12 protein-coding genes are annotated in these 12,887 nt (G+C 48.8%); 6 read left to right on the top strand and 6 right to left on the bottom strand.

Going from position 1 to position 12,887, the window contains the following annotated elements:
- Nucleotides 1-24: 24 nt before the first annotated feature.
- Nucleotides 25-711 (bottom strand): 2-phosphosulfolactate phosphatase, encoded by a 687-nt coding sequence (locus IDZ20_RS14955; protein WP_188152253.1) that lies wholly within the window; start codon nucleotides 709-711, stop codon nucleotides 25-27.
- A gap of 226 nt (nucleotides 712-937) precedes the next feature.
- Here IDZ20_RS14955 and IDZ20_RS14950 point away from each other — a divergent pair, with 226 nt between their 5' ends.
- Both IDZ20_RS14950 and IDZ20_RS14945 read left to right on the top strand, forming a co-directional pair.
- Nucleotides 938-1,885 carry a hydrogen peroxide-inducible genes activator gene (locus IDZ20_RS14950; RefSeq protein WP_188152252.1) on the top strand — a complete coding sequence of 316 codons (948 nt, stop codon included), beginning with the start codon at nucleotides 938-940 and terminating at the stop codon, nucleotides 1,883-1,885.
- 78 nt (nucleotides 1,886-1,963) lie between these two features.
- Nucleotides 1,964-2,632, top strand: a complete 669-nt coding sequence (locus IDZ20_RS14945) for a nitroreductase (protein WP_188152251.1) — start codon at nucleotides 1,964-1,966, stop codon at nucleotides 2,630-2,632.
- A 20-nt stretch (nucleotides 2,633-2,652) separates the two neighbouring features.
- On the opposite strand, the gene IDZ20_RS14940 is transcribed toward IDZ20_RS14945, so the two are convergent.
- Together IDZ20_RS14940 and IDZ20_RS14935 are read right to left on the bottom strand one after the other, a co-directional pair.
- Nucleotides 2,653-3,555, bottom strand: coding sequence for a pirin family protein (locus IDZ20_RS14940; protein ID WP_188152250.1), 903 nt, complete (start codon nucleotides 3,553-3,555; stop codon nucleotides 2,653-2,655).
- Complete coding sequence (locus IDZ20_RS14935; RefSeq protein ID WP_188152249.1) at nucleotides 3,552-4,154, bottom strand: FMN-dependent NADH-azoreductase; 603 nt, start codon at nucleotides 4,152-4,154, stop codon at nucleotides 3,552-3,554. Before IDZ20_RS14935 ends, IDZ20_RS14940 begins: the two co-directional genes overlap by 4 nt.
- 454 nt (nucleotides 4,155-4,608) lie before the next feature.
- Between IDZ20_RS14935 and IDZ20_RS14930 the strand changes: the two genes are divergently transcribed.
- Both IDZ20_RS14930 and IDZ20_RS14925 read left to right on the top strand, forming a co-directional pair.
- Nucleotides 4,609-6,381 carry a putative bifunctional diguanylate cyclase/phosphodiesterase gene (locus IDZ20_RS14930; RefSeq protein WP_188152248.1) on the top strand — a complete coding sequence of 591 codons (1,773 nt, stop codon included), beginning with the start codon at nucleotides 4,609-4,611 and terminating at the stop codon, nucleotides 6,379-6,381.
- Between the two features lie 99 nt (nucleotides 6,382-6,480).
- Nucleotides 6,481-7,359 carry a LysR family transcriptional regulator gene (locus IDZ20_RS14925; protein WP_188152247.1) on the top strand — a complete coding sequence of 293 codons (879 nt, stop codon included), beginning with the start codon at nucleotides 6,481-6,483 and terminating at the stop codon, nucleotides 7,357-7,359.
- Between the two features lie 40 nt (nucleotides 7,360-7,399).
- Here IDZ20_RS14925 and IDZ20_RS14920 read toward each other — a convergent pair whose 3' ends face one another.
- The 3 genes from IDZ20_RS14920 to IDZ20_RS14910 form a co-directional block, all read right to left on the bottom strand.
- Nucleotides 7,400-7,795: an acyl-CoA thioesterase gene (locus IDZ20_RS14920; protein WP_188152246.1), complete on the bottom strand. Its 396-nt coding sequence runs from the start codon at nucleotides 7,793-7,795 to the stop codon at nucleotides 7,400-7,402.
- A gap of 82 nt (nucleotides 7,796-7,877) precedes the next feature.
- Nucleotides 7,878-9,188 carry a TRAP transporter large permease gene (locus IDZ20_RS14915; RefSeq protein ID WP_245792363.1) on the bottom strand — a complete coding sequence of 437 codons (1,311 nt, stop codon included), beginning with the start codon at nucleotides 9,186-9,188 and terminating at the stop codon, nucleotides 7,878-7,880.
- A 116-nt stretch (nucleotides 9,189-9,304) separates the two neighbouring features.
- A complete protein-coding gene (locus IDZ20_RS14910) occupies nucleotides 9,305-9,895 on the bottom strand; it encodes a TRAP transporter small permease subunit (RefSeq protein ID WP_188152245.1) in 591 nt (196 codons plus the stop codon).
- Nucleotides 9,896-10,179: 284 nt separating this feature from the next.
- On the opposite strand from IDZ20_RS14910, the gene IDZ20_RS14905 reads away from it, so the two are divergent.
- Both IDZ20_RS14905 and pstC read left to right on the top strand, forming a co-directional pair.
- Nucleotides 10,180-11,223, top strand: coding sequence for a PstS family phosphate ABC transporter substrate-binding protein (locus IDZ20_RS14905; protein ID WP_188152244.1), 1,044 nt, complete (start codon nucleotides 10,180-10,182; stop codon nucleotides 11,221-11,223).
- Nucleotides 11,224-11,451: 228 nt separating this feature from the next.
- The gene (gene pstC / locus IDZ20_RS14900; RefSeq protein WP_188152243.1) at nucleotides 11,452-12,852 is read left to right on the top strand and encodes a phosphate ABC transporter permease subunit PstC; all 1,401 of its coding nucleotides are present in this window, start codon (nucleotides 11,452-11,454) and stop codon (nucleotides 12,850-12,852) included.
- Nucleotides 12,853-12,887: the final 35 nt, after the last annotated feature.

Raw genomic sequence — 12,887 nt, 5'->3', positions numbered from 1 at the left:
TCTGCGCGATTTAGTTCGCAACCATTAGTTCACAACCATCAGCTCGCAACTATAGTCATTTAGCGGAGTGGCTCGCAACGCAAAATCAAAACAGTTGAAACGCAAGCACCAGTCAAAATCACTTGCTGGGCTCCACGGCTGGTTTGGATCAAAAAATCGCTGCGAATAAGGCGATGCCCGCAGCTCATCAAGAATTTTCGGCTCATCAACAGGCTGCGCCAACAAAAGGGCCTCTAGATAGTCCGCACAAGCGCTATCTTCATCGCTCGCTTGCTCTGCATTCAACCCCATACGCACAAGAGTAACACGCTGTGGCTGCAGGGCCTTGATGGCCAACACCGTAGCTTTAGCATTGACCAAAGCGCCGGTAAAAATGGCACTAGCTTGAGTGGCATTAACTAAACCCTGGGTGCCTGCGTGAGTGGTATGAACAATCGTTTTGCCGGTCAAATCCACCGCCGCCACATCGGTCGGCGAATTACCAAAATCAAACCCTTCGATACGCTTACCAAACCGCTCCCCCAGCAACAATGTGTTATCGCCCCGACGCAAGCCTAAAGCTTTATCACTATTACCTACGGCAACAACACGCTGAGCGCCCTTCGCAAAACATACACATGCGGTTGTGAAGGCTCGGAATACATCAATCACCACAACTACACCTGTTGCAGCTTTAGCACCTTTAACAAAGTCGACTTTTACAATTTCCAAACGTTACTCCTGTTTTGAAGCGTCAATATACCGCAAGCCTACCGACGCCCTTGGGTTAGATTGGGGATGAATCATAAATTTAAAGCCACAAAACAGTGGAAAAGCGAATCGTATAACAACACGCTTTTGTTGACGGTCACGGCTGCACAAAAATAGATCAAATTTATTTACCTCCCCAATGCATTAGTGTAGGCTTATCAAATAATACAAATCGATAGGTTTTACAATGACTCTAACAGAACTGCGATACATCGTCACCCTTGCCCAAGAGCAACATTTTGGCCGCGCCGCAGACCGCTGTCACGTGTCACAACCAACCCTGAGTATCGCCGTAAAAAAACTCGAAGAAGAACTAAACACGGCTATTTTTGAACGCTCCAAAACCCGCGTCTCGCCCACACCGATGGGGGAGAGAATTATTCAGCAGGCGCAAAAAGTGTTAGAGGAAGCTGCAACAATTAAAGATATTGCCAGCTCCGGTAAAAACCAACTTACCAGCCCGTTCCATATAGGGGCAATTTTTACCATTGGCCCCTATTTGTTCCCCCACCTAATCCCGCAACTTCAGGCTTTAGCGCCCGACATGCCGCTATACCTCGAAGAGAGCTACACAGCCACCTTACGTCGCCGCATTCGTCAGGGTGATCTAGATGCGATCGTTGTGGCACTACCGTTTACCGAGGCCGATGTTGTAACTCAACCACTCTATAAAGAGCCGTTTGTAGTCTTGATGGGTAAAAACCATCCTCTAGCCAACGAACAGGCTATCGAGCCAAGCATGTTGGATCAGTGCAATATTTTGTTATTGGGAGAGGGGCACTGCTTTCGCGATCAGGTCTTGGAAGCCTGCCCTAACCTAAAACCTTCAATCGACGACCCACGCGGTAACATACGTACCGCTGCTGAAGGCAGTTCCCTAGAAACCTTAAAGTACATGGTCGCATCAGGTTTAGGCGTGACCATCTTGCCGCAGTCGGCCGTAATAATCGGCAACTATCCAGCCGGCGAGCTAATCACTCGTCCATTTGTCGACCCGATACCTTACCGCACTGTCGCGTTAGCGTGGCGCGCAAGTTTCCCTCGCTTGCAGGCCATTGATATACTCCGCGCATCAATTACAAACTGTAATATCGGCGCAGACTTAAGTCAGCACTTAATTGACAATGCTAAATAGGTTTAACCTTTAGCAACATTGGAATCAGCCACAGGTAAGATCATTAGCGCTGGCCAACAAACTTAGGAAACAATTTTCATGCAGGTTCGATCAGCTCTAGCAGCACGGAAATCCGTCAGGGCATTTACCGAACAAACGGTAGACCCAGTCACTGTAGAGAAGTTGATTAGCTTAGCCGGCAAAGCGCCCTCAGGCACCAACGCACAACCTTGGCAGGTCGCGGTGGTAAGCGGTAAAGCCAAACAGCGTTTAGACGAACAATTGATTGCCGCACACAATCGCGGCGATGAAGAAAAAATGGATTATCTCTACTACCCAACAGATTGGGTAGAGCCGTTTCTAAGTCGACGTCGCGCCTGTGGCTTACAGCTTTACACCACCTTGCAAATAAAACGCGAAGACAAAGCCCGTCAATTCGCCCAGTGGCAAGCCAATTATTCCGCCTTCGGTGCACCTGTCGCTTTGTATTTTTTTCTGCACCCTAAAATGCAAACCGGATCTTTCATCGATTACGGTATGTTTTTACAGTCGTTTATGCTCGCAGCCGTAGAGGAAGGCTTGGCAACCTGCCCGCAAGCGGCATTGGGTCAGTACCCACAAATTGTTAAGCGGGAACTCGGCTACCCAGAAGATTCCATTCTAATTTGCGGCATGGCGTTGGGGTATGAAGACTCAACCGCTAAAATAAACAGCTATCGAACCCCGCGAGAACCCGCAGCGACCTATACCCGTTTTTTTAACGATTGAGCTTTGTGACAGCGCTTTACCTAAGACTCTGCTAGCGTGCCTGCGTTGTAGTCGGCAATGGCTTGATTGATTTCTTCAACACTATTCATTACAAACGGCCCGTGCTGAACAATAGGCTCGCGTAAGGGCTTACCCGCAAGCACCACTACGCGAGCAACGGCATCACTGGCATTACTCACCAATACGTTATCACCATCGACCAGCCGCGACAGTGTTTGCGCCTTAGCGGGAACATACTTGTCGGTTAGGGTTACTTCGCCATCGTAGGTATAGACCAACGCGGTGTAACCTGAAGAAACCGGCACCGACAATTCGAAACCCGGCTGCAAATGTATATCCATAAATTGAGCATCGGTATCTTCTACAGAAAAATACCCTTTCACCGTCGAACCCAACAACTCCATTTCACCTGCTATCGCTTTTACATAAACGCCTTCCAGCAAATATTCAGGTATGAGGTCGGCCTGAATATCTTTGTAATAGGCTGGCGACATTTTTTTACCGCTTAGCAGGTTCAACCAGATTTGAAAGCCACGCATCTTACCTTCGGTTTGCTTCGGCATTTCTGAATGAATGATGCCGCTACCGGCGTTCATCCACTGCACAGCACCATCATTTAGTAATCCGACATTACCCATATGATCACGGTGTTCCATTTTACCCTGTAACATATAGGTTACAGTTTGAAAGCCACGGTGCGGGTGAGGTGGAAAGCCGCCGATATAGTCATCCGCAGTTTCTGAACCAAACTCATCCAACATCAAAAAGGGGTCGAATCGTTCTGGCCCCTGCCCGCCGAACACGCGCAACAATTTCACATTGGCACCGTCGGAGGTCGCACGCGCGACAATCTGCTCCTCTACTCGACGCCCCTTTGAGGCAACTTCGGCCTGAGCCGACTCCGCCGTACGATTACTGATCATGCCACTTCTCCTTGCTCACTTAATGCGCTCACTAAGTCGCTAATTGCTGCCTCCGCTTTAGTTATCGCTTGCTCACGTTGGCCGCCGGAAAGATTTAAACCTTCAGCGTACACAAACTCAATATCCGTCAGACCGAGAAAACTAAAAAAGTTTTTAATAAAGGGGGTTTCAACGTCGCTTGGCTGACCGAGATGAATACCACCGCGCGTTGCCAACACAATAACCTTTGTGTCGCTCAGCAAACCCACTGGGCCAGTTTCAGTATACTTGAAGGTCGAACCCGCACGAGCAACATGGTCCATCCAAGCTTTTAATACCGATGGAACACCAAAGTTATACATAGGCGCGCCAACAATGAGCACATCCGCCTCGACTAGCTCAGCGATTAATGTATCGGCTAAGGCCGCCTTACCTTCGGTAATATCGGCAATTGTAGAGGCATCAAAGTGCGGGATCGGATCAGCTGCTAAATCGCGTTTGACCACCACAACATCATCGTATTGCGCTTTTATTTTAGTCAGTGCGAACTCGGCTAGCTGTGCCGATACACCAGCACCACCAAACAGGCTTGAATCGATCTGTAAAATACGTGTAGTCATAATAGGCTCCAAACTTGACGTTATTCGCCTGCCCACTGCAGGACGATCAATGAACCCAGATTACACCAATATTTATGATTAATTGTTCGCGATTCATGCATTAACTGATCTACTTTATAGATGTATAATTCAAAAACTAGCTATTTCAGCGTCTCCAAACAGCAAGGTTAGCCTGCCGAGTAGCGGCCTAAATTCATAAACGTCTCCACTGCAACCACGAAAAACAGGCCAATACCGACAGGGTCGATACCTCTATCGACTTTTCAGCAAGCATAACCCGCACGGAAAGGCGTTCATTTGTTCAAATTTGACGGTTTAAACGCCACAAGACTTAATCGCAACACACCCTACGCCTTTATCTTGTCTACACTTAGATGCAACAGGCGCAAAATCTTCAGTTTTCAACACTGATCGATACCGCCCCCGTCCCATCGAAGACCGACAATACACATTTATGTCTGATTTACTGGCCTCCACAGCGTCGCTACAGTCTTTGCTCCAAACGACCGACGCCCAAAAAACGGATTTCTCGTTGGCACACAATGAGTCGCTGTTGCGCCTTTTTTTAGAACATTCCAGCTCCGCTATCGCCGTTTTTGATTGCGACATGCGCTACCTAGCCGTAAGCAACAAGTGGGTTCTTGATCAGAACCTTAAAGCAGAACAGCTGATTGGCGAGATCTACTATAGCGTTCACACTGACATTCCAGATCACTGGCGAGGCATTCACGAAAAAAGCCTTGGCGGCGAAATTCAAGTTGTACAAAAAGATCGCTGTGAAGATGAGCAGGGGCGAGTTCGCTGGAAAAACTGGGGGGTATACCCCTGGTATGAACAGGAGATAATTGCCGGTGCAGTTATCTTTAGTGAAGACATTACCGAGCAGGAATTGGTTAACCAACAGCTACTTCAAGCCGCTAAACACGATCCACTTACAGGCTTACCCAACCGAGCACTCCTGTTTGAATACGGCGCACTGCATTTAACCGAGATGCAACGTAGTAAACAAAAGATGGCCGCACTCTATATCGATTTAGACCGGTTTAAACCCGTGAACGATGCACAGGGTCATAACATTGGCGACAAGCTGATCCAAAAAGTGGCCGAACGTTTACGTAAATGTATTCGCGAGGGTGATCTAATTACCCGTATCGGCGGCGACGAATTTGTCGTGCTAATTTCTCAAATTAGCGCCTTCCGCACTATGTCGGTGGTTATAGCGCAACATATATTACAGAGCCTACGACTACCGTTTAACATTGATGGCAATCACATTAATATCAGCGCCTCCATTGGTATTAGCTGCTTCCCGCAGCACGCTAAAAATATCGACGATTTAATACACTCGGCCGACTTGGCCATGCACCAAGCCAAAAAGTCGGGTGGAAATCGGCACCAGGTATTCGATGGTTTTTTACAGCGTAGCGCGAGTGAATTTCATCTGCTTGAGAAAGCGATCATTGACGGTATCGAAAACCGCACATTTGAATTGTTCTATCAGCCAATTGTAAGCACCACAAATTCCGAAGAACTTGCCGCCGAAGCGCTGCTGCGCCTACCGAACAGTAACGGCGGCTTTTACAATACCGAAAAAATCATACAGGTTGCCGAAACGACTGGGCTCATCTCAGATTTAGGCGACTGGATTCTAAGCCAATCATTTCGGCAGCAACGTGCTTGGGTTGAAGAGGGTTTCCCTCCTTTACAGCTCAGTATCAATGTATCGGTAGTGCAACTGCAAAATATCGATATTGTCGAACGTATTCGCACGCTATTAGAACGCAGTGATGTAGCGCCCCGGTTCTTTCAAATTGAAGTTACCGAAACCGCCCTAATGGAATGTGAGACCGAAGTGATTAGCGTGCTCGGTGCAATTCAGCAACTTGGAATTGAAATTGCCTTGGATGATTTCGGCAAGGGTTATTCAAGCCTTTATCGATTACGCTTACTCCCCTTGAATAAATTAAAAATTGACCGATTTTTTACCGCACAACTGGATACCGCCTATGAAGATGATGTTGCCGAAGCGTCTTCCATTATTAAAGCGATTTCAGAACTCGGTAAGGCACTACAACTAAAAACCGTCGCTGAAGGTGTCGAAACGGCAGCCTCACTCGCGACCTTAGAAAAAATTGGTTGCGATCAAATTCAGGGGTACTTTATTTCACGGCCATTGCCGGTCGATAAGTTTACCAACTGGATGAGTGACCGCCTGCACCAGCGCTAGTAGTTTCCGCACCGCTCCTTTATAGTTATTTCCCTAACCATTCCCACCACTCGGCATATTTGCCGCTATTATCGCTAAGTTTTTCAACGAGCTGCGCCCATGAAAATCACTCTCGAGCAATGGCAGACATTTAAAACGGTGGTTGATGAAGGGTCATTTGCGAAAGCCGCAGATGTACTGAATAAAAGTCAGTCTAGTGTTAGTTACATTATCGCCAAGCTACAAGAGCAATTGCCTGTAGCCGTATTGCAACAACAAGGACGCAAAGCAGCGTTAACGGAAGCTGGCAAAGTGCTCTATCGACAAGCCAACCACTTACTGCAACAAGCAAGTGAACTTGAAAAGTCTGCACAATACTTAGCCAAGGGATGGGAAGCGGAAGTAACGATTGCTGCCGACGCACTAGTGCCAATCGACGTACTGTTGTGCGGCCTACAAAGCTTCTCTAAAACCAGCCCAATAACCCGCATTAAACTTCTCGAAACCACACTCTCGGGTACCGATGAAGCACTGTTTACTAAACAAGCCGATATTGCGCTAACACCAAGGGTTCCACCAGGGTTTATCGGCAGGCCTTTGCGCGAAGTTAGAATGATACCTGTGGCCAGTCTCGATCACCCCCTAAGTCGACAGACTGAAGACGTCTCCGAACAGGATTTACGTCGGCACCGACAATTAGTTGTGCGCGACTCTGGGATAAAACGCAACCAAGATGCGGGTTGGCTGGCCGCAGACCAACGCTGGACTGTGACCTATTTGTCAACCAGCATCGAAGCGATTAAAGCCGGCTTGGGCTTTGGCTTTATTCCTGAACATCGCATCGGTAATGAATTAAAAACTCAGCAATTAAAAAAGCTAACCCTCAGCAATGGCGGCGAGCGTATTATTCCGCTGTACTTGGTTCTCGCTTCACCCGACAACGCCGGTCCTGCGGTAAAAGCGGTCGCCGAAGAACTCAGCACTCACCTTACTGTTTGAGTTGCGATCGTTTTAGCTTAACTAATTCTGCACCGCTACTTTAATCTCTAGGAATGCGTCGAGTTCGGCCAGAGTCATCAATGGCGACGTAAACAAATTCCCCCTCGGTTACCTTTTGTTGCTCCGAACGCTTGTAGGTTTTCACCCAAACCTCGATCAGGGTTTTAATCGAGGCCCGCCCAATTTCAAGCACTTCACAGTAACAACTAACCGTGGCACCAACTGGTACCGGCAATAAAAACGCCATACTACCCACGGCAACAGTAGTGACTCTGCCCTGCGCAATTTCACGAGCAGCAATCGCCCCCCCTAGATCCATTTGTGACATCAACCAACCGCCAAAAATATCGCCGTTGGAGTTGGTATCGCGCGGCAAAGCTAAGGTCTGTAAAACCAGCTCGCCGTTGGGAATTGGATCTTCATCAATACTTGACATACATGCCCCTTAAATGTGGCCGATTGGCCTTAAAACTTTGATAGGTACCGCGCTGGTATAGCCTAATTAGATGGCATTTTCACTACAGATTTTGTGGCAACCAGGTTGCTAAGGCCGGCCAAAATGACAACAAAATCAAAGTGAACAGCTGCAATACAATAAACGGTAGTACACCGCGATATATCGCAAGCGTCGATACGCTGTCTGGCGCTACACCGCGCAAGTAAAATAGCGCGAAACCAAATGGCGGCGTTAAAAAGGATGTTTGTAAGTTGATCGCAATCATTATGCCAAGCCATACGGGGTCAATACCCAACCCCAGTAAAATCGGACCGACAATTGGAATAACAACAAAAGTAATTTCGATAAAGTCGAGAATAAACCCCAGTAAAAAGATCGCAACCATCACCACCAGCATAGCGGTGAATGCACCGCCAGGTAGACTCTCGAAGAACGCCGCCACCAAGTGGTCGCCACCCAAGCCCTGAAATACCAGCGAAAATAACGATGCGCCCAACAAAATGGCAAACACCATGGCGGTCACTCGGGTAGTAGACTGCACCACCGATTGCAGCGTGGCCCAACTTAGCTGGCGTTTGATTAACGCCAAGATTAACGCTGCCAGCGCGCCTACACCAGCCGCCTCAGTGGGCGTGGCAACACCGGCCATAATCGAACCCAATACCAGTAAAATCAACAGTATGGGCGGGGCTATACTAATCAACAGTTGCTGTACGGAAACGGCCTCTTGATCTTTGAAGGCTGGCGCTTGCTGGGGGTTAAAAATGCCGACAAACAACAAGTAGCCTATATATAAGCTCACCAACAACAACCCCGGAACAATGGCGCCAAGAAATAGATCGCCCACCGATACTGGCGCCGCGTTAAAAACACCCAAGTTAAGTTGAGCCTGCTGATAGGCACTGGAGAGCACGTCGCCCAAAAGCACCAACGCAATAGAGGGGGGAATAATCTGGCCCAGCGTACCCGTAGCGCAAATCGTGCCCGCTGCCAGCTCAGGGCTGTAGTTACGCTTTAACATGGTCGGCAGGGACATAAGCCCCATAGTCACCACCGTGGCGCCAACAATACCAGTGCTGGCGGCCATCAATACGCCCACCAACACAACCGAAAGACCCAAGCCTGCCGGAAAGCGCGAACACGCATGAGACATACGCTCTAAAAGCTCTTCAGCAATTTTAGAGCGTTCCAACATCACCCCCATGAAAATGAACAGCGGCACCGCCATCAGGGTGGTATTGGTCATAGTCCCGTAAAGCCGGTCGGGATAGGCCAACAGTAAATTCGGGTCAAACGCGCCGAGCAACACGCCAATCCCCGCGAATAGCAAAGAGCAGCCAGCAAGCGTAAAGGCTACTGGGTAGCCCAACATTAGTGCGGCGCAGATGAAAGCGAACATAAAGAGGGGGAGTAGTTCTGTCACATTTATCCGTTATTGTTAGTTGGCGCTAGTGCGCTGGGTAGTCGTTGTTAGCCGCATCTGATTCGTTAGAGAGGGTTCTCAGCGAGGTGGCTACTATCTGATTCCGCCATGGTATTGCGCCAACTGATAATCAGCAAATTGCGAGCGACCTCGCTTAAAGCCTGCAATGCGAGTAGCACACCAGCCAAGGGCATAAGTGTTTTTAGAACAAACACAAAAGGCAGACCGCCTGGATCGGCTGAGGTTTCACGAATAAGCCACGAGTGAGCGACAAAACGCCAACTGGCCAAAAGTAAGAACAGCGCGAAGGGTATAAGAAAAACAATGCTGCCGACGGCATCTACCCACGCCTTTTGCTCGCGTCGAAAACGCCCATAAAACACATCGACACGTACGTGGCCACCTTGCTGTAGGTTGTAGGCCAAACACAGGGTTAACACTATGGCATGCAAATAGGTAACAGATTCTTGCACCGCGATTGAACCAACATTAAACAGTGCTCGCGCAATCACAATACCGGCCACCAAAATCACCATTAATAAGGTAAGCCAAGACAGGGTGTTGCCCAAAGCTGCACTGAAGCGGTCCACTCCCGAACTAAAGGCACCCAGCAGGCGGGCAAATACTGGAGTATTAGAAGTAGGAAGATTCGACATAGACTCAGCTTTAATCAGGAGATCGTTATTTTTGGGTTATGCGTTCTCTACTCGGCTCTAGCCTTGTAACAAACAGCGCCATTATAGACCGATCCTCTAGGGTTACGTCGATTTATCGTCGCCAGCGGTGGATACCACAAGCGCGATAATTTGCAAACTGTCATATATCCGTAATATATCCGTCATAAGATGCTCGGCTATAAGGTCATGAGGCACCTATTTAGTGCTTTCTGGCTGAACACACTAACGATTCAACCAACAAAACGTCTCTTAAGGAGATCTCTGTGAAAAAATTACTAGCTCTGACTCTGGCGGCCGCCACAACTATCGGCGCCTCATCTGCGTTCGCAGCGCGCGATTCCATTAGCATTGTCGGATCCTCTACCGTATTCCCATTTTCTAAGGTTGTTGCTGAACGTTTTGGTAAAGCCACTAAATTCAAAGCCCCGACCGTTGAATCTACCGGTACTGGCGGCGGTTTTAAAAACTTTTGCAGCGGCGTGGGTGCAAACTCTCCGGATATGTCTAACGCTTCTCGTCGCATTAAAGCGGCTGAGTTTGAAATGTGTCAGGCCAACGGCGTTACCGACATTGTTGAAGTATTGATCGGTTACGACGGTATCGTGATAGCCAATTCGATAAAAACCAAGGCGATGATGCTAACCAGCAAAGACTTGTTCTTAGCTCTCGCCAAACAAGTGCCAAACCCTGACGGAACAGCTACCACCATCGCAAACCCCTATAAAACGTGGAAAGATGTAAACCCAACACTGCCAGCAACAGCTATCGAAGTACTAGGGCCGCCACCAACCTCTGGTACCCGCGATGCATTTGTTGAGTTGGCAATGGAAGGCGGTTGTAAAAAATTCGGCTGGATCAAAGAGCTGAAGAGTTCCGACAAGAACCATTACAAAGAAATTTGCCACATCATGCGTGAAGATGGCCCTTTCATCGAAGCCGGTGAAAACGACAATCTAATCGTACAAAAGCTGGACGCAAACCCTAACGCATTAGGTATTTTTGGCTTTAGCTTCCTCGACCAAAATTCAGACAAGGTACAAGCTGCTCACATCGACGGCGAAGCACCTACCTTTGAGACTATCGCCGACGGCAGCTATCCTGTTTCACGCCCGCTGTACTTTTACGTTAAAAAGCAGCACGTTGGCCTGATTCCAGGAATTGCCGAATACCTTGCCGAGTTCACTAGCGAAAAAGCTTGGGGCGATGAAGGCTACCTGACCGAGAAAGGCATGATTCCTCTCAATAGCGCAAAACGTAAGAAGATTGGTGCTGCGGTTAAAAACTTGGAAGTACTTAAGTCTCTATAGTTTAGTTGGCTGTCACAAAGACTACATCCAGACGGATTAGGATCTTGATTGATGGACCAAATTAACCAGAGCAGAGCTGCATTTATATTCGCACTCCGCTCGATACCAACGTCTTAAGGGATGATGAGATTTAGGTATCAGCCCTGACAAAGGGTATAATCTTGCGCCGAGCCCAGCCCAATGCTGGGTTTTTGCTATAGAGCACATCAATATTGAGGCCGCGGCTTTATGGATTTTTCGTTGTTATTGTTACTGGTTGCGGCTGGCAGTTTTGCCGCCTTTACGCTGGGCCGAGGGCGCTCATTAAAGCTCGCCGAAACTGTTGGCGGGCCGCGTTACCTAAACTCACTTCCTTACTACTACGGCATGCTTACGGCGCTGTGGGCACTGCTCCCCGCCCTAGCGCTACTCATTGTTTGGATGATATTCGAGTCAACCATTCTCGAATCCATGGTAATTAGCCAGCTTCCCGCTAATTTCCACGATACCGACCCCGCCGAACAAGGTTTGATTCTCAACCAAATCTATAACATTGTCGCCGGTCAAGTCGTGGACGCCAATATCCCCCAGTACATGACCGATGCCGCACAGCACGTGCATAGCATGAAGGTCACCAGCAACTGGCTACTCGCCAGTCTAGCCTGCTCCGGCATGCTGTTGTTTGGCCTGTTCGCTTGGCGCCGAGTAGCGCCCGAGCTGCAAGCCCGAGCGCGCGTAGAGCGACTATTCCGCTGGGCGCTATTGGGTTGTTCAATGATCGCCATCCTCACCACGGTTGGCATTGTCATGTCGGTGCTGTTCGAATCTCTGCGGTTTTTTCACGCCGTTCCAATTTCCGACTTTTTATTCGGACTGGAGTGGAGCCCGCAAACGGCGATTCGCAAAGACCAAGTAGCCGGATCTAGTAGCTTTGGTGCCATACCACTATTCACCGGCACCCTACTGATCGCGTCTATTGCAATGATCATAGCCGTGCCTACAGGGCTTATGTCGGCTATTTACCTATCAGAATACGCGTCGAAACGCGTGCGTAGCTATGTGAAACCATTGCTCGAAGTACTCGCCGGTATTCCCACAGTTGTTTATGGCTTTTTCGCCGCCATTACCGTAGCGCCCTTTATTCGCGACGTCGCGGTTTCGATTGGCTTAAACGACTACGTCAACGTCACCTCTGAAAGCGCTCTAGCCGCAGGCATGGTAATGGGCGTGATGATTATCCCCTTTATCTCGTCCCTTTCCGATGACGTAATCAACGCCGTGCCACAATCACTGCGCGATGGTGCGCTTGGCCTCGGTGCCACCCACTCAGAAATGATTCGTCAGGTCGTCATTCCCGCGGCCTTACCCGGTATCGTCGGCGGCGTACTACTTGCGGCGTCACGCGCTATTGGCGAAACCATGATTGTGGTTATGGCCGCTGGCCTCGCCGCAAAGCTCACCGCAAACCCACTGGATTCTGTTACCACTGTAACCGTGCAGATCGTCTCACTGTTAGTTGGCGACCAAGAATTTGATAGTCCAAAAACACTCGCTGCCTTCGCCTTGGGGTTGATGCTGTTTTTAGTCACACTTGCACTCAACTATTTCGCACTTCACATCGTGAAAAAATACCGTGAACAATATGAATAAATCATCTCCCGATACCTCAACCTCTAACGGCCTGT

Source organism: Teredinibacter waterburyi (genome assembly GCF_001922985.1).
Taxonomy (GTDB): domain Bacteria; phylum Pseudomonadota; class Gammaproteobacteria; order Pseudomonadales; family Cellvibrionaceae; genus Teredinibacter; species Teredinibacter waterburyi.
This window is presented reverse-complemented; position numbering and strand designations above follow the sequence as displayed.